13 protein-coding genes are annotated in these 17,717 nt (G+C 67.2%); 6 read left to right on the forward strand and 7 right to left on the reverse strand.

Translation table 11 applies throughout. The features are described 5' to 3' along the window. The first annotated feature begins 151 nt into the window (after positions 1 to 151). A complete protein-coding gene (serA, locus tag POS15_RS08180) occupies positions 152 to 1,393 on the forward strand; it encodes a phosphoglycerate dehydrogenase (RefSeq protein ID WP_046273456.1) in 1,242 nt (413 codons plus the stop codon). Here the strand turns inward: serA and POS15_RS08185 are convergent. After that, entirely contained in the window at positions 1,387 to 1,971 is a 585-nt protein-coding gene (locus POS15_RS08185; protein WP_284129418.1) for an NUDIX hydrolase, read from the reverse strand. The genes serA and POS15_RS08185 overlap by 7 nt on opposite strands. Positions 1,972 to 2,156: 185 nt before the next feature. On the opposite strand from POS15_RS08185, the gene POS15_RS08190 reads away from it, so the two are divergent. The 5 genes from POS15_RS08190 to mtnC all read left to right on the forward strand — a co-directional run bounded on the left by POS15_RS08190 (position 2,157) and on the right by mtnC (position 7,578). Continuing rightward, entirely contained in the window at positions 2,157 to 3,635 is a 1,479-nt protein-coding gene (locus POS15_RS08190; RefSeq protein WP_046273457.1) for an amino acid permease, read from the forward strand. Positions 3,636 to 3,703: 68 nt separating this feature from the next. Continuing rightward, the gene (locus POS15_RS08195) at positions 3,704 to 5,131 is read left to right on the forward strand and encodes an amino acid permease (protein ID WP_284129419.1); all 1,428 of its coding nucleotides are present in this window, start codon (positions 3,704 to 3,706) and stop codon (positions 5,129 to 5,131) included. A 425-nt stretch (positions 5,132 to 5,556) separates the two neighbouring features. Next, entirely contained in the window at positions 5,557 to 6,198 is a 642-nt protein-coding gene (locus POS15_RS08200; protein ID WP_284129420.1) for a methylthioribulose 1-phosphate dehydratase, read from the forward strand. Positions 6,199 to 6,312: 114 nt separating this feature from the next. Continuing rightward, positions 6,313 to 6,876 carry an acireductone dioxygenase gene (locus tag POS15_RS08205; RefSeq protein ID WP_019182986.1) on the forward strand — a complete coding sequence of 188 codons (564 nt, stop codon included), beginning with the start codon at positions 6,313 to 6,315 and terminating at the stop codon, positions 6,874 to 6,876. Positions 6,877 to 6,879: 3 nt separating this feature from the next. Further along, the gene (gene mtnC / locus POS15_RS08210; protein WP_019182987.1) at positions 6,880 to 7,578 is read left to right on the forward strand and encodes an acireductone synthase; all 699 of its coding nucleotides are present in this window, start codon (positions 6,880 to 6,882) and stop codon (positions 7,576 to 7,578) included. 82 nt (positions 7,579 to 7,660) lie between these two features. On the opposite strand, the gene POS15_RS08215 is transcribed toward mtnC, so the two are convergent. The 6 genes from POS15_RS08215 to POS15_RS08240 form a co-directional block, all read right to left on the reverse strand. Further along, positions 7,661 to 10,300, reverse strand: coding sequence for a glycoside hydrolase family 2 protein (locus POS15_RS08215; protein WP_284129421.1), 2,640 nt, complete (start codon positions 10,298 to 10,300; stop codon positions 7,661 to 7,663). A gap of 153 nt (positions 10,301 to 10,453) precedes the next feature. Further along, positions 10,454 to 11,647 carry an AGE family epimerase/isomerase gene (locus tag POS15_RS08220; protein ID WP_284129422.1) on the reverse strand — a complete coding sequence of 398 codons (1,194 nt, stop codon included), beginning with the start codon at positions 11,645 to 11,647 and terminating at the stop codon, positions 10,454 to 10,456. Continuing rightward, positions 11,644 to 12,639, reverse strand: a complete 996-nt coding sequence (locus POS15_RS08225; RefSeq protein WP_284129423.1) for a carbohydrate kinase — start codon at positions 12,637 to 12,639, stop codon at positions 11,644 to 11,646. The genes POS15_RS08220 and POS15_RS08225 overlap by 4 nt, the downstream gene beginning before the upstream one ends. A gap of 7 nt (positions 12,640 to 12,646) precedes the next feature. After that, complete coding sequence (fucP, locus tag POS15_RS08230) at positions 12,647 to 13,957, reverse strand: L-fucose:H+ symporter permease (RefSeq protein WP_019182991.1); 1,311 nt, start codon at positions 13,955 to 13,957, stop codon at positions 12,647 to 12,649. Positions 13,958 to 14,001: 44 nt separating this feature from the next. Next, complete coding sequence (locus POS15_RS08235) at positions 14,002 to 15,045, reverse strand: LacI family DNA-binding transcriptional regulator (protein WP_019182992.1); 1,044 nt, start codon at positions 15,043 to 15,045, stop codon at positions 14,002 to 14,004. A gap of 118 nt (positions 15,046 to 15,163) precedes the next feature. Beyond that, a complete protein-coding gene (locus tag POS15_RS08240) occupies positions 15,164 to 17,536 on the reverse strand; it encodes a GH92 family glycosyl hydrolase (RefSeq protein ID WP_152663752.1) in 2,373 nt (790 codons plus the stop codon). Between the last annotated feature and the right edge of the window lie 181 nt (positions 17,537 to 17,717).

The following is a 17,717-nucleotide window of genomic DNA, read 5'->3' on the forward strand; positions in this document are numbered from 1 at the left end:
CCCCGGGTGCCGGAGCCCGTGGCGATCCCCAGGGCGCGCAACGGAAATAGGTGCATCTGAAACCGTTTTGCCACCGATTGGCGCACCGCACCATCGCCGCCCGCTTCTGGCATAGTTGAGGGCTCCCGCCGCCACACGTCGCACGCCGCCCATGTCGCCGAAAAAGACCTCGTTCCCGAAGCAGGATATCCGCGTACTGTTGCTCGAGGGGGTCAGCCAGACCGCGATCGACGTGTTCACCGCGGCCGGCTATTCGCAGATCGAACTGCACAGCAAGGCGCTGCCCGAAGACGAGCTCAAGGCACGCATCGCCGAGGCCCACATCGTCGGCATCCGCTCGCGCACGCAGCTCAGCGCGGACGTCCTGGTACATGCCAAGCGTCTGATGGCGGTCGGCTGTTTCTGCATCGGCACCAATCAGGTGGACCTGGAGGCGGCAGAACTGGCCGGCATCCCGGTGTTCAACGCGCCCTACTCCAACACCCGCAGCGTGGCCGAGCTGGTGATCGCCGAGGCGATCATGCTCACCCGTGGCATCCCGCAGAAGAACGCCGAATGCCATCGCGGCGGCTGGTCCAAGTCGGCCGCCGGCAGCCATGAGGTGCGCGGCAAGACGCTGGGCATCATCGGCTACGGCCATATCGGCACCCAGGTCGGCGTGATGGCCGAAGCGATGGGCATGCAGGTGATCTTCCATGATGTCGAAACCAAGCTGTCGCTGGGCAATGCCCGGGCGGCGATCAGCCTGGACGACCTGCTGGCACGTGCGGACATCGTCACCGTGCATGTGCCCGAGACCCCGGCCACCCAGTGGATGATCGGCGCCGATGAACTGGCCCGGATGCGCCCTGGCGCGCACCTGATCAATGCCGCGCGCGGCACCGTGGTCGACATCGACGCGCTGGATGCGGCGCTGCGTTCAGGCCACCTCGGCGGCGCGGCGGTGGACGTGTTCCCGGTCGAGCCCAAGGGCAACGGCGATGCCTTCGTCTCGCCGCTGACCGCGCACGACAACGTGATCCTGACCCCCCACGTGGGCGGCAGCACGCTGGAAGCGCAGGACAACATCGGCGTGGAAGTGGCGGCCAAACTGGTGCGCTACAGCGACAACGGCAGCACCCTGTCGGCGGTCAACTTCCCGGAAGTGACCCTGCCCGAGCATGCCGAGAGCCTGCGCCTGCTGCACATCCACCAGAACGTGCCGGGCGTGCTCTCCAAGGTCAACGAGATCTTCTCGCGCCACAACGTCAACATCGACGGCCAGTTCCTGCGCACCGACCCCAAGGTCGGCTACGTGGTGATCGACATCACCGCCAGCGAAGCCCAGGCCGGCGCGGTGCGCGAGGAGCTGGCGGCCATCCCGGGCACCCTGCGCACCCGCGTTCTTTATTGACGGGTCAGCCAGCGCTTGGCCATGCGCGGCAGCGAATCATCCCCATCGGGGGTCTCGATCGCCGCGTTGGCCACGTCACGGATCTCACGCCAGGCCAGCGCCAGTGATTCTTCGCTGATCGCGAACTTCTCGCTGCCCAGCGCCCGCACCACATAGCGGGCGTCGTAGTGCCAATGCCCCGGCACGTCCTTGCGTTCCGGGATCCAGTGCTTGTCGATGTCGAACAGTTCGCCGTCCTCCAGCACCAGCGCGGTCAGCCCGGATTCCTCCTCGGCCTCTTTCAGCGCCACCTGGGCCAGATCGCGCTCGCCATCGGCGTGGCCGCCCAGTTGCAGCCAGCGGTCCAGCTTGCGGTGGTGGGTCAGCAGGACCCGCTGCCCGTCGGCGCTGACCAGCCAGGCGCTGCCGGTGAAGTGGCCGGCCAGCCGCTCACGCAGGAAGGGATCCAGAGGATCGTCCAGGAGTATGCTGAATTCGTCAGCCAGTGCGGCTTGATCCGGGTGGCGGCGGGCGTAGGCATCAAGCTGACTGCGCAGTGCAGCGTCAGGAATGGCAACGGATTCGGGGTTCAGCGACATGGCAGGAGCAGGCATCGTGCGGATTTGGCCGATTATCGCTCGGCCATGCTGCATTTGTGCTTGTACAGCGGCTTCAGCTTTGGCTAAGGTACAGCGGGCCCCGCACCGCTGGGGCGCCCAGTCGCCATCAGGGCGTGCGGCAATGTACCGCGCGCCTCACCTTTGTTCTTTTAGGGAAGCACTGCATGCTGAAGTCTCTGTTGAGGGTCAAACCGGTCGCACCGGCACCGCACGTCGATGCTGGCGAGCCCATCGAAGGCAGCCTGGATGGCGAGCCCACACTGAAACGGACCCTCACAGCGAAACACCTCATCCTGCTGGGCATCGGTGCGGTGATCGGTGCCGGTATCTTCGTGCTTACCGGCCAGGCGGCGGCGAACCATGCCGGCCCGGCGGTGATGCTGTCGTTCGTATTCGCCGGCTTTGCCTGCGCGCTGGCCGGCCTGTGCTACGCCGAGTTCGCGGCGATGATGCCGGTGTCCGGCAGCGCCTACTCCTATTCGTACGCCACCCTCGGCGAAGGCATGGCCTGGTTCATCGGCTGGTGCCTGGTGCTGGAATACCTGTTCGCCTCGGCTTCGGTCGCGGTGGGCTGGTCGGCGTACCTGATCAGCTTCATCACCACCACGCTGAACATGCCATTCCCCGACGCGCTCAGCGCCGCGCCGATCGCATGGACCGGCCACGAGTTCATCGCCTCGGGCAAGCTGTTCAACCTGCCCGCAGTGCTGATCGTGGCGGCCGTCTCGGGCCTGCTGTACGTCGGCGTGACCCAGTCGGCCTTCGTCAACGCGATCATCGTGGCGATCAAGGTCACCGTGATCTGCCTGTTCATCGGCTTCGGCGCCGCGCATCTGGACCCGTCCAACTGGACCCCGTTCATTCCGGAGAACACCGGCGTGCCCGGCGAGTTCGGCTGGAGCGGCGTGTTCCGCGCGGCGACCATCGTGTTCTTCGCCTACATCGGCTTCGATGCGGTCTCCACGGCCGCTGGTGAAACCAAGGACCCGCAGCGCAACATGCCGATCGGCCTGCTCGGCTCGCTGGCCGTGTGCACCATCGTGTACATCATTGTCTGCGCGGTGCTTACCGGCATGATGCCGTACCACCTGCTGGGCACGGACAAGCCGGTCGCCACCGCGCTGGAGCCCTACCCGACCCTGTCCTGGCTGAAAACCGCCGTGGAAATCGGCGCGATCGCCGGCCTCTCCTCGGTGGTGCTGGTGATGATGATGGGCCAGACCCGCATCGCCTACACGATCTCCCGCGACGGCCTGCTGCCGAAGATCTTCGGCAAGGTCCACAAGCGCTTCCGCACGCCGTACTGGAGCACGATCGTGGTCGGCGTCATCGCCGCCACGCTTGCCGGTACCGTGCCGCTGAACGTGCTGGGCGAACTGGTTTCGATGGGTACCCTGCTGGCCTTTGCCACGGTCTGCATCGGCGTGCTGATCCTGCGCTACACGCGCCCGGAACTGGAGCGTCCGTTCCGCGTGCCGCTGGTGTGGGTGATCTGCCCGCTGGGTGCACTGGCCTGTCTGTTCCTGTTCTACCAGGCGTTCGTGGTGCATTGGCACCTGTTCGTGGCCTGGACCCTGCTGGGCCTGTGCATCTACTTCGGCTACGGCATCCGCCACAGCAAGCTGAACAAGAAGTCCGCCTGAGTGCTGCCGGGCCGGCCCAGTGCCGGCCCGGTCGTTTGTTACATCGCGCCTGAGAAGAAATCCAAACCATGTTCAAGCAACTGTGGGCCACCAAGCATCCGCACGCCGCCCATGAAGACGCCAATGGCCTGAGCCTGCGCCGTACCCTCGGCCCGTGGGGCCTGACCGCGCTGGGCATCGGTGCGGTGATCGGCGGCGGCATCTTCGTGATCACCGGCCAGGCCGCAGCCAACCATGCCGGCCCGGCGATCATGCTGTCGTTCGTGCTGGCCGCGATCTGCTGCGCGTTCTGCGCGATGGCCTATGCCGAATTCGCGGCGATGGTGCCGGTCTCCGGCAGCGCCTACACCTATACCTATGCCACGTTCGGCGAGCTCTCGGCCTGGTTCATCGGCTGGATGCTGGTACTGGAATATGGCGTCTCCGCCTCGGCGGTGGCGGTCAGCTGGACCGGCTACTTCCTGAGCCTGCTCAGCCATTTCGATATCCATCTACCCGCCGCGCTGGTCAGCGCGCCGCTGGATGGCCAGCTGCGCCCGACCGGCGCGATCGCCAACATCCCGGCCGCCGTGCTGGTCCTGCTGCTGACCTGGCTGTGCTACGTGGGCATCAGCAAGTCCTCGGCCATGAACATGGCCATGGTGGTGCTGAAGACCGCGCTGATCCTGCTGGTGATCGTGGTGGGCTGGAAATATGTGGATCCGGCGAACTGGACCCCGTTCATTCCGGACAACGAAGGCCCGGGCAAGTACGGCTTCGACGGCGTGCTGCGCGGTGCCGCGATGGTGTTCTTCGCCTATATCGGTTTCGAGGCGGTGTCCGTAGCCGCGCAGGAATCGCACAAGCCGCAGCGCGACATGCCGATCGGCATGCTGCTCTCGCTGGTGATCTGCACCGTGCTGTACATCGCCATGGCCGCGGTGATGACCGGGCTGGTGCCGTACCAGCTGCTGGGTACCGATGAGCCGGTGGTGACCGCGGTGGCCGCACATCCGCAGCTGGGCTGGTTGCGCGTGGTCGTGGAGATCGGCGCGCTGATCGGGCTGTCCTCGGTGGTGCTGGTGATGGTGATCGCGCAGCCGCGCATCTTCATGATCATGGGCCGCGACGGGCTGCTGCCGCCGCTGTTCACCAAGATCCACCCCAAGTACCGCACGCCGCACATCAACACCGTGATCACCGGCATCGGCATCGCGCTGCTGGCGGCGGTGTTCCCGCTGGACGTTCTGGGCGAGCTGACCTCGATGGGCACGCTGATCGCGTTCGCGGCGGTCTGCGCCGGCGTGCTGATCCTGCGCCGCACCCAGCCGGACCTGCCGCGTCCGTTCCGGATGCCGATGGCGTGGCTGATCTGCAGTCTGGGCGTGCTGAGCTGCATCGCGCTGCTGACCGCGATGACGGCCCACAACTGGATGCTGATGGGCTTCTGGACGCTGGGCGGTTTCGCGATCTACTTCGGTTATGGGTATCGCCATAGCCGCCTGCGCGGGAATTAAGGATCACGCCTAAGCCAACGGCCGAAGCACCGGCCGAAGCGTCAGTTCTCCTGTTTCGGTCGGTTTGGCGGGGTGGTATGGGTTCGCGGGGGACGCCGTGAATCCATCCATGGAGGCTTATGTCGCCGCATCCCTGCGGCTCATACCCCCGCCAACCCATACCACCCCGCCTCTGACAGCGTGCGGATGACGGTGCCCACGTCAAATGCAACGCCAAACACCCGGCCTTCGGCTTCCGGTTCGACTTCGGCTTCGCCTCACTGTGCGGAAGGACGGACGGGGTGGGGTTTGAGGGGGTATGAGCCGCATGGATGCGGCGACATAAGCCTACAGGGACGTACTTGCGGCGTCCCCCGCAAACCCCACCCCGTCCGGCCCAGTCGACAAACCTGCTTTTAGCGTTTGACCTAGCTAAAATGACCGGCATGAGCACCCCCACCTTCCCGTACGACACCGCGCGCCTGAGCGAGCTGGCCCAGCTGCTGATCGACAACGTCCGCGAGCTGGCCCACGCCGGCTGGACCCCGGCCACCAGCAGCAACTTCTCCCACCGCCTGGATGACCGCCATGCCGCGATCACCGTCTCCGGCAAGGACAAGGGCCGGCTGATGGAGGACGACATCATGGTGGTCGATTTCGACGGCAAGGCCGTCGGCCGGCCGCTGCGCCCGTCTGCCGAGACGTTGCTGCACACCCAGCTGTATCGCCGCTTCCCGGAGATCGGCTGCGTGCTGCACACCCATTCGCCGGTGCAGACCATCGCCTCGCGGCTGTATGCGCCGCAGGGCCATATCCGCCTGGAAGGCTACGAGCTGCTCAAGGCCTTCCACGGCAACAGCACCCACGAGATGGCGGTGGATGTGCCGGTGTTCGCCAACACCCAGGACATGGATGTGCTCTCGGCCCAGGTCGATGCCCTGCTCGACACCCAGCCGCTGTGGGGCTACCTGATCGATGGCCACGGCCTGTATGCCTGGGGCCGCACCATGGCCGAGGCACGCCGCCATATGGAAGCCTTCGAATTCCTGCTCCACTGTGAGCTGGAGCTGCGCAAGCTGCGCGGCTGATCGCGCTCAGATTCCTGAAGAGAATCTGTATTCCGCGCATCGGCATCAGTGCGTCGCCCCCACCCCGGCGCCGCACTGGTACCCTTTCCTTCCCCTCTTCGCCTCGATGCCGCCATGAGCCGACTCCGCATATTTGATGACACCGCCCCGGATGTCCCGCTGTTCGACAGCCGGGATGGCGAGGCGATCGCAGCCGAACTGACCCCGATCGGCGTAACGTTCGAGCGCTGGCAGGCGGCCCATGAGGTCGCCCCGGGCGCCAGCCAGGACGAGGTGTTCGCCGCCTACAAGGTCGACATCGACCGGCTGGTCGCCAAGCACGGTTTCAAGAGTGTGGATGTCGCCTCGATCGCGCCGGACAACCCCAACCGCGCCGAGCTGCGCAAGAAGTTCCTGGACGAGCACTTCCACAAGGAAGATGAAGTCCGCTTCTTCGTCGCCGGCTCGGGGCTGTTCACCCTGCACGTGGATGGCAAGGTCTACGAGATCGAGTGCGTGAAGAACGATCTGATCGCCGTGCCCGATGGCATCACCCACTGGTTCGACATGGGCGAGGAGCCGAGCTTCGTGGCGATCCGCTTCTTCACCGAGCCGGATGGCTGGGTCGGCCATTTCACCGGCAGCGACATTGCCCAGACCTTCCCGCGTTACCACCCCGCACAGCACCAGGCCGACTGATCCATGCCGCATCCGACCGTCATCCTCACCGATATCGAGGGCACCACCAGCAGCATTTCGTTCGTCAAGAACGTGCTGTTCCCGTATGCGCGCAAGGCGCTGCCGGCGTTCGTCGCCGCGCATGGCCAGGAGCCGCAGGTGCGCCGCTGGCTGGATGCGGTGGCGGTCGAGATCGGCGGCGCCTGCCAGGACAGCCTGATCGTGGAGACGCTGCAGGGCTGGATCGACCAGGACCGCAAGCACACCGCGCTCAAGGCGCTGCAGGGCATGATCTGGGAAGCCGGCTACCGCAACGGCGACTACAAGGCGCACTTCTATCCCGAAGTGGCCGCCGTGCTGAAGGGCTGGCATGCCGAGGGCAAGCCGCTGTACGTCTATTCCTCCGGCTCGGTCCCGTCACAGAAGCTGTTCTTCGGCTTCAGCGAAGCCGGCGATCTGACCGGGCTGGTCTCGGGCTGGTTCGACACCGAGGTTGGCGGCAAACGTGAGGCGGACAGCTACCGCCACATCGTCGAGGCGATCGGCGTGCCGGCCGGGCAGATCCTGTTCCTGTCCGACGTGGTCGAAGAACTGGATGCCGCGCGCGACGCGGGCCTGCAGACCCGTCTGCTGGATCGCCTGGACGATTACCCGCTGCCGCGCAGCGGTGAAGCCACCCACGGCCACGACCGCGTCGAGAATTTCCAGCAGATCACGCTGTAAGACTCCCCATCGGCAGAGCCACGCCATGCGTGGCTGCGTTTGGCGCGATGCCGGCACCGCGCCAGCCACCCATGGGGTGGCTCTACCTTGCGTCGGCCAGCGAGGTGAGGCGGAGGGTGCGGCGCAGGGTCGGCAGGTCCGCTTTACTGCCCAGGCGGATGGTGACCGTCTCGCCCGGCACCAGGTCCAGCGCGTTGTCGTCCAGGGTGGCATCCACGCCGTCGAAGTCGATCCACAACGCACGCACCAGCTTCGGCGCACGCAGGGTCAGCACGGCACCCTCGCCGTCCGCGCGCAGCGTGCTGTCGATCTTCGCCGGTGACAGCGCCAACGCCTTGGCCGGTGCGAAATACACCACCTGCTGCGACAACAGCGTGGCGCCATCGAACAGCTCGACTACCGCAACCGTGCGGGTGGGATCGGCGCCCTTCAACAGGTCCGCGTCGGCGAATCGCCCCACCTCCAGCGCAGACAACGGCGGCAGTGCCACGGTATGCCGCTGCTCATTGCGCAGCGCGCCATCGAGATCCATCACCCGCATCCGCCACGTCGCCTGCAGGCCCTGCTGACGATCGTTGAGCAGGCTCACCCGGGTCACGCCTTCGTCGCGCAATGCGGCCACCGCGTGGTCGGCGAAGAACCGTTTGGCGTGGAAGTGCAGCGCTTTCCAGCGGCCGGCGTAGTCGATGCTGGACCACGAGGCGCCCGGCCACACATCGTTGAGCTGCCAGTACAGCGAGCCCATCGTGTACGGCCTGGAGGCGCGGTGATGCAGCGCGGCGAGCTGGATGCCGTCGGCCTGCATCACCTGGCTCAGATACACGAAGGCCGGGAAGTCGCGCGGCGTGCCGTACTCCTCCTCGATGTACTTGAGCAGGCGCTGGTTGCCCTCGCCTGCCATGAATTTCTGGTGCGCGCGCACCGTCGGGCTGTCCACCTGCTGTTCCGCGGCGGGAATGATGCCGTCCAGCGTGCGCAGCACCGGCCAGGCCTGCAGCCCGTACTCGGACATGAAGCGCGGCGTTTCGTGCAGGTAGGCGGTGACCGGCAGGGCCGGATTGCCCCACACCTGCCAGTAGTGCTTGTCGCCGCGGGTGGAATCGTTGGCCTTCTCGTCCAGGTCATTGCTCGGCGAGCTCGACCAGTACGGCACGCCCAGCCCCTCCTCGGCCACCACCTGGCGCAGGTCATTGCCGAACAGGTCCACGTAGCCCTGCCAGACCTTCGCGGCGAACGCGGGATCGGCGGCGGTCAGGTCGCGGCCGTGGCCCCAGTCCTTCCACGCGGTTTCTTCTTCGTTGTTGCCACACCACAGCACCACGCTGGGGTGATGTCGCAGGCGCCGCACGTTGTCGCGCGCCTCGGCGACCACGTTCGCGCGGAAGTCCGGATCGTAGCCGGGCTGCATGCCGCCCCCGAACATGAAGTCCTGCCAGACCAGCAGACCGAGTTCGTCGGCGATGTCGAAGAACACGTCATCTTCGTAGTAGCCGCCGCCCCAGTTGCGCAGCATGTTCATGTTGGCATCGCGTGCAGCGGTCAGCTCACGCCGGATCCGCGCCGCGTCCACGCGCGCCGGGAACATGTCGAACGGGATCACGTTGGCGCCCTTGGCGAAGATCGGCACGCCGTTGATCACGAATGCGAACCCCTGCCCGCCGTTGCGGTCCACTTCCCGGCGCAGCTCGACGGTGCGAAGGCCGGTGCGCTGCTCGATGCGGGTCGCGTCCGTCGTGCCAGGGGCCAGCGTGGCGCGCACGGTGTAGCGCGCCTGCTCGCCCTGCCCGGCCGGCCACCAGCGCCGTGGCTGCGGTAGCGCGACCGGCATGACGATCCGGTTGTCACCGGCCTTGAGCAGGGCTTTGCGGTCGATGCGCGCCACGCGCTTGCCGTCCGGATCCAGCACCTCGATCTGCATCGCTGCAGTGCCGACGGCAGCACTCTCCACCTCCACCGCAACCTCAAGGTCCGCCCGCGTCGCATCCAGGTCGCGGGTCTGCACGGCCAGCGCGGTCAGGCGCTGCGCGTCCCAGCTCTCCAGTCGCACTGGCCGCCAGATGCCGGCGGTCACGTATCGCGGGCCCCAGTCCCAGCCGAAGTGGTAGCCCGGCTTGCGCACGAAATTGCCGACCATCGCGTCTTTGGGCTCATCGCCATAGGGCGAGGGATAGTTGCCGGCGATCTTGTGCGGCATCGCCCGCACGCCCGGCAGCAGGGTGCGGATCGGCGAGCGCAGCACGATGCGCAGTTCATTGCCGCGCGCGCGCAGCTTCCCGTCGACCCGGGCCCGCCAGGTGCGATGGCTGTTGTCGGCCTGCAGCAGTGGCTGACCGTTGAGGGTGACGGTGGCGAACGTGTCCAGCCCGTCGAACGCCAGCTCGGCATGCGCACGGGCGAGCGTGCCGGCATCCACATCGAACCGTGCGCGGTACTCCCAATCGGCCAGGCCGATCCACTGCAGGCCGGCCTCCGGGGCGCCGACGTAGGGATCCGGAATCTGCCCCTGCGCCAGCAGGTCGGTGTGCACGGCGCCGGGCACCTGCGCCGGGCGCCACTGTTGCAGGCCAGGATGCGCAGCACCGCGCGCGTCACCGGGTAGCAGGCGGAATGACCACTCCGCCGCCAGCGGGGCGGCTGCCACGGGCAGTGCCCAGGCGGCCAGCAGGACCAGCATCAGCCAGCAGGCCGGTGCAACGACATGGAGACGGCTGTGCGTGCGCATGGGGGATCTGCCTGGCTGCGGGAGCAGCCGACCAACGGTCGGCTCTACCGGGGTTGGAGCAGCCGACCAACGGTCGGCTCTACCGGGTTGGTGCAGCCGACCGGCGGTCGGCTCTACCGGGTTGGGGTAGCCGACCGGCGGTCGGCTACCGATTCAACGCACTACGTTGAGCACTTCGTAGCACGCGCCCATGGTGTGGTAGTCGGTCTTGCCGGCCGGGCTCTTTTCATCGCTGTACTTGCGGTTGTCCGCGTCCAGGATGCGATACCAGGCGCCGTAGCGATGATCGATCATGTGCTGCCAGGCGTAGCCCCACAGCTTGTCGTACCAGTCCCAGTACACGGCGTCGCCGGTGCGCTTGGCCAGCAGCGCGGCGGTGGCCAGCGATTCGGCCTGCACCCAGAAGTACTTGTCGTCATCGCACACGCTGCCGTCCGGGGCGAACCCGTAGTACAGCCCGCCGCGTTCGGCGTCCCAGCTGCGTTCCACCGCCACATCGAACAGATGCCGCGCGGTCGGCACGAGCCAGTCGGCCTGTACGTGGCGATCCAGGATCAGCAGCAGCTTGGCCCACTCGGTCTGATGCCCCGGCTGGAAACCCCAGGGGCGGAACAGGTGCTTGGGATTGTCACGGTTGTAGTTCCAGTCGATCTGCCAGTGGGTGTCGTAGTGCTCCCACACCAGCCCGTCGCCCTGCGCCGCCTGGCGGCGGGTCATGTGGTCGGCCAGCAGCAGCGCACGTTCCAGGTAGCGCTGCTCGCCACTGGCCTCGAATGCAGCCAGCATCGCTTCGCACATGTGCATGTTGGCGTTCTGGCCGCGGTAATCGCTGAAGGTCCAGTCGGCGTCGGCTTCGTCCTTGTACAGGCCGAACGCCGGCTCCCAGAAGCGCGTCTCCAGCAGCTGCCAGGTCTCGTCCATCCACGCACGGGCCTCGTTGACGCCGGCCTTCAGCGCGCAGCTGTAGGCCAGCAGCACGAACGCCACGCCGTAGCAGTGGTTGGTCGCATCTTCGACCACCCCATCGCGCAGCGTCCAGGCGTAACCGCCGGTCGCCGGGTTGCGATGCACCTCGCGGAGGTAGCGGAGGCCGTGTTCGACCGCGGCCAGGTCCTCCGGCTTGCCGAACTCGCGGTAGGCCATCGCGTGGTTGAACACGAACCGGGTGCTGCTGACCAGATGACGGTGGCTGGCGTCGTAGACGCTGCCATCGTCACGGTAGTAATGGAAGAAACCGCCCTTGGGGTCGATTTCATGCGGCTGGTAGAACGCCATCGTCTGCGCGATATGGGCGCGCAGGAACGCGGGCGAGCGGAAATCGGGGGTCGGCGGAACCGGCGTGGTCATGCGGCGTCATCCTGTTGTTGCTGGAGCAGGTGCTGGACTTCATCACGGCTGGGCATCGCGGCGAAGGCGCCCTTGCGGGTGACCGCGAGCGCACCGACGGCCGCACCGAAACGGATCGCCTCCACCAGCGCGGCGGGGTCGTCGCAGAAGGCGGCAAAGCCCGTCCCGTCGCCACCGCGCTCGCCGATGCCGAACAGCAGCCCGCCGACAAAGGCATCGCCCGCCGCAGTGGAATCGACCGTGGTGACGCGGAAGCCGGTGAGTACGCCGTGGGTGTGGCGGGTATGCCAGCGGATCGGCGCGGCACCGTCGGTGATCACCACCGCCTGCGCCTGCGCGGCGAGCAGACGCGCGACCACGGCGGCGTCACCGCCCGGCACCGAGACCGCCAGATACTCGAGTTCTTCGCGCGAAAGCTTGACCAGATCGGCCAGCGACAGCGCTTCCCACAACCGCGGCAGCGGGTCGACACCGGTCGGCCACAGCGCCGGGCGCAGGTTGAGGTCGAGGCTGACCATCGCACCGGCCTGGCGCGCGCGGCGCATGCCCTCCAGCGTCGCCTCGGCGATCTCGGCCTCGGTCAGGCTGTTGGAGCACACATGGAAGCTGCGCGTGCCTTCAAAGCAGTTCGGATGGAAGTGCGCACTGCGGAACAGCAGGTCCGCCGCCGGCGGGCGGTAGAAGCTGAAGCTGCGCTCGCCGCTGGCATCCAGTGCCACGAACGCCAGCGCGGTCTTCGCCGCGTCGGTACGCACGATGCAGTCGGTCGCCACGCCGGCACTGGCCAGACTCTCGGCGAGGAAGTCGCCGAACATGTCCTGGCCGAGCATGCCGGCGAAATGGGTGTCCGCCCCAAGCCGCGCCGCAGCAACGGCGACGTTGGCGGGCGCACCGCCGGCATACTGCAGGAAGGCACGCGGGGTGTCCGGGGTGGCCGGTGGCTGGGCAAGTAGATCGATCAAAATCTCGCCGAAACAAACAATCTTGGACATCGTGGCCTCAAGCTCCCTGGCGGATTCCAGCGGCCGGGCGCGAGCCCCACAGGCCGTAGAAGATGATGTAGCCGTAGCACAGCAGCGGCAGGATGAAGGACGGCTGCAGGCCGATATGGTCGGCCAGCTTGCCCTGCAGGACCGGGATCAGCGCCCCGCCGACGATCGCCATGATCAGCAGGCTCGACGCCTTGGTGGTCAGCGTGCCCAGGCGTTCGATGCTCAGCGCGAAGATCGTCGGGAACATGATCGAATTGAACAGGCCGATCGCCACCACCGAGTACAACGCCACCTGCCCCTGGGTGAGCATGGTCAGCGCCAGCAGCGCCACGTTCATGCTGGCGAACAGGGTCAGCAGCAGACGCGGCGAGAAGCGGGTCATGATGGCCGAACCGGCAAAGCGGCCGATCATCGCCATCGTCCAGTACGCAGAGACGTAATGCGTGGCCTGCTGTTCGCTGAAGCCACCGATGTTCGGCAGCGACAGGTAGTTCACGAGCACGCTGCCGACCGCCACTTCCGCACCCACGTAGAAGAAGATGCCGAGCACGCCGAACCGGACGTGGCGGTGACGCAGCGCCTCCATCAGGGTGTGCTTGTCGCCGCTGTTCTGCTCGGTCGTCTCATTCAGTGCCGGCAGGCGGAACAGATAGACGAACACGGCAAGCAGGACCAGCGCGATTGCCAGGCCGACATACGGGCCCTGCACCGACTGGGCTTCCTGGGTGCGATAGGCCAGCTGTTCGGCCATCGGCAGCACATTGATCTCGTCCGCACTCTTGACGGTGTTGCCCAGGATGAGCAGGCCACCGAAGATCGGCGCGATCGCGGTCCCCAGCGAGTTCAGCGCCTGGGCCAGGGTCAGTCGGCTCGACGCCGTCTGTTCCGGACCGAGCAGCGCCACATACGGGTTGGCCGCCACCTGCAGGACAGTGATACCCGTGGCCAGCACGAACAGCGCACCCAGGAAGGCTTCATACACGCGCAGCTCGGCCGCGGGCCAGAAGCCGAGCGCGCCCACTGCCGCGATGGCAAGGCCGGCCACGATGCCGTTCTTGTAGCCCAGCCGTGCGACCAGGCGACTGGCCGGCACCGACATCAGGAAGTACGCGCCGAAGAAGGTGAACTGCACCAGCATCGCGCGGGCGTAGGTCAGATCGAACACGGCCTTCAGATGCGGGATCAGGATGTCATTGAGGCAGGTGAGGAAGCCCCACATGAAGAAGATCGTGGTCGCCACGGCCAGCGCAACGCGCGTGTTCACCACGGGCGCGGCGGAGGATGAGGATGGGAGGCGGGGCGTTGGAGAGATGGGCATTCAGGTACGCGCCTCAGTGCGCGAGCAGGTGATTGGGGGAGCCATCAGACAGTCATCGCGCCGCTGCTCTCGCGAACGCGGAGCTGGACCGGTGCAACGGTACGGGCCGGTGCGGCGTCGGGATGATCCAGACGCAGCAGCAGCAGTTCGGCTGCCTGTCGCCCGCGTTCGCGCGGGTTGACGGTCAGCGTGGTCAGCGGCGGCGATGCCACCGAGGCCTCGGAAATATCATCGAAACCGGTCACCGCGAAATCGCGGCCCGGCTGCACGCCACGCGAGGCCAGGCCCAGCATCAGACCCAGCGCGACGCTGTCGTTGTAGCAGACCGCTGCGGTCGGCACGGCATCCAGCGCGAACAGCTCGCCGGTGCGCGCGGCCGCATCCAGGCGGCTGGGCGAGGTTTCGATCAGCCACTCCGGCTGCACCGGCATGCCAGCTTCCACCAGGGCCTGCGCATAGCCGGTACGGCGCTGATGGCAGGAACTGGAGACCGCATGGCCGCCATAGAACGCGATGCGGCGGTGGCCCTGCTCGATCAGATGCCGCGTGGCCAGGTAGGCACCCTGCTGGTTGTCCAGGGTCAGGAAGTCCCAGTCGGCACCGGGCAGCTCGCGGTTGAACAGCAGCACGTTGGCGTGCCCGAGCACCTGGCGCAGCTGCCCGGCATCGCTGCCTTCGGCGGGCGACAGGATCAGCCCGGCCGGCATGTGCTCCATCAACGTCGTCAGCACTGCCTGCTGCCGCTCCGGCGATTCACCGGTGCTGCCAAGCAGGGTCACGAAGCCCTTGCCGCCCAGCGCTTCGTCCACCCCGGAGGCGAACTCGGCGAAGAACGGGTTGGACAGGTCGTTGATGACCAGCGCCACGCTGGATGAGGTACGCCGGCGCAGATTGGCCGCGCCACGGTTGTAGACATAGCGCTGGCGCCGCAGTTCGGCCTCCACCTTGGCACGGGTGTCGACATTGACCAGCGGGCTGCCACGCAGCACCAGCGAGACGGTCGCGCGCGACACGCCGATCGCTTCGGCGATGTCGGTCACGGTGACCGCGCGCGTGCCTTTGCCGGCGGGGGTGGCCTTGTCTTTCATCGGGTCGTCGGGTTCCTCAAGCAAGGTGCAAGCCTAAACGATCGCATTGACCAGCGGTCCGTGCCCGTGCCGGCGATCAGCCCCGATGGGCTGGCCACGGCACGGGCCGGTGCGTGGCTCATTCGAGCGCCGCGCCCGGGGTGGCGCAGAACGAGGCTGGCAGCGCCTCGGCCTGGGTGCCCCAGCCATTCTCCGGCGCGGTGCCGCCCAGCGCGAAGGCGATGGTGCCACCGCGCTGCAGCTGCGCCCAGTCCAGCCACACCGGCGCATGCGCGCGGCCATCGACCTGGACATTCTGGACGTACTGCAGCTTGCGGCCGTCGGCGCCCGGTGCCTTCAGGGTGAGCGTCCTGCCCTGGCCCAGATCGATCTCGGCGCGGGCGAAGCGCGGGGTATGCAGCAGGAACTCGCCGCTGCCCGGCACGGCCGGGTACAGGCCGAGTGCGCTGAACAGGTACCAGGCCGACATCGTGCCCAGGTCATCGTTGCCGGTGACCCCGTTGGGCGCGTTGGTGAACAGCTGCTGCGCGGCGCGCACCACGGTGGCGGTCTTCCACGGCTGGCCGATCAGCGTGTACATCCACGGTGCATGCAGATCCGGCTCGTTGTTCGGGTTGTAGCGGTACTGGTTGTAGTAGCTGTACGGGCCAACCACCCATTCCTTGCGTGCGGCGGTCAGCGGCGAGGTCACCAGCGCGTCGTAGGCGAAGAACGTGTCCAGGCGGCGAGCGGCCTGCTCGCGGCCGTGCATGGCCTGGACCAGGCCCGGCACGTCCTGCTGCGCCAGCCACTGGTACTGCCACGCAGTGCCTTCATGGAAGCCATGGTGCGAGCGCGGGCTGTACTTGCCATCGGCCGGCAGGTACCACGCGCCATCTTCCATGCGCGGCCGCGGGAAGCCGTTGAAATCGCCCTCCTCGTCACGCACCGACGGGTCCCACACCTTGCGCCAGTTGCGGCCACGCTCACGCAGCACGCCGGCATCGGCAGTATGACCGAGGCCATCGGCCATCTGCGCCAGCGCGCAGTCGGCCAGCGCGTATTCCAGCGTTGCCGAGCCCCCGTGGTGCGGGTCCACGTCCATGCCCTTGGAGGGGAAGGCGCGGTCGTACTGCACGTAGCCGTTGGCCAGGTAGCTCGGGTTGCCCGAACGGCCTGCATGACGCGAGTTCATCGGCGGCACCTCGAAGGCGTTCTTGCGCAGCGCGGTGTAGGCCTCGCCCTCGCGGCCGGCCAGCGCGCCGAAACGCCACAGGTCGACCAGGAACGGCGTCACCGGATCACCGGTCATTACGTTGGTTTCGAAGTTGGCATAGCCCCAGCGCGGCAGCCAACCGCCCTGCGCCTCGATGGCCAGCAGCGTGCGGCCGATGTCGCGCGCGACCTCCGGCTTGGTCAGGGCCAGCCACTGGTTCTGCGCGCGGTAGGTATCCCACAGCGAGAAGTACTCGTAGTAGGTCCAGCCGTCAGCGCGATGGATGTTGTCGTCGTAGCCACGGTAACGGCCGTCGGCATCGCTGCCGGTCAGTGGCTGCAGCAGCGCGTGGTACAGCGCGGTGTAGAGCACGGTACGGTCATCGTTGCTGCCGCCCTGCACACGCACGGCCGCCAGTTCCTTGCGCCACTGCTGCTGTGCCATCTGCCGCACCTGGTCGAAACCAAGCAGGCGGTCGCCCTGCATGCCATCGCTGCGCAGGTTGGCGCGCGCGCCTTCGGCATCCACGTGGGAGATCGCGCTGACCGCGGTCACCGCGCGGCCCTTGCCCAGGTCGAAGCTGAGCCAGGCGCCACTCGGCTTGAGCTCACCTTCCATGCCATGGCGGGCGCCGGGCAGGCCACCGCCCTCGCCCCAGGTGCCGAACGACTTGAACGGGCGGTCGAACTCGATGCGGAACCACGTGGTGTACTGATGGCCACCGCAGAAGCTCTTGGTGACCAGCTTGCCTTCCACGGCGCGGTCGCCGACCACATCGACCACGCTGCCGATCACCGAATGGCGCTCGTTGGCCTGGCCGAGGTTCACCAGCACGTGGCCGGTGCCTGCATCGGCGGCGAAGGTGTAACGCTCGGCCGCGGCACGGGTGCGTGCGGTGGCTTCGGCATCGATGCCGCCGTAGTTGGTCAGGCGCACCTTGTAGTAGCCCGCCTGCCCGACTTCGCCATCGTGGGTATAGCTGGAGGCGTAGCGCTTGTGATCGAAGCTCTTGGCGTCGTCGGTATTGAAGTCGCCGCCCGGGCCGATGCTGCCGGTCACCGGCAGGACCGAGACCTGGCCGCCCTGCTCCCAGCAGCCCGCACCGGAGAGGAAGGAATGCCCGAAACCCCGGATCTTCGGATCGTCGTAGCGCCACCCGGCGTAGTGCTCACCGATCGGGCTGACCTGGATCAGGCCGAACGGCGCCGAGGCACCCGGGAACGTATTGCCATCGTCCTTGCTGCCGATGAAGGTGTTGACCTCGCGCTCCAGCGCGGCGGGCGCGGCCTGCAGCATCAGCGGCGCGCAACTCAGCGCCAGCAGGCAGGCCAGGCCGGCGAGCGGGCGGCGGCGGGCCGGGATGGCGCCGGCGGCGGAAACGACGGAAGGACGGTGAGAAAGACGGGTCACGGACACGGACTCCTTGGCGGACGTGGCGGCAGCGCGAACCAGTGGCGGCGGGCGCCTCTAATTCCCT

Source organism: Stenotrophomonas sp. BIO128-Bstrain (assembly GCF_030128875.1).
In the GTDB taxonomy this organism is placed as follows: Bacteria; Pseudomonadota; Gammaproteobacteria; order Xanthomonadales; family Xanthomonadaceae; genus Stenotrophomonas; species Stenotrophomonas bentonitica_A.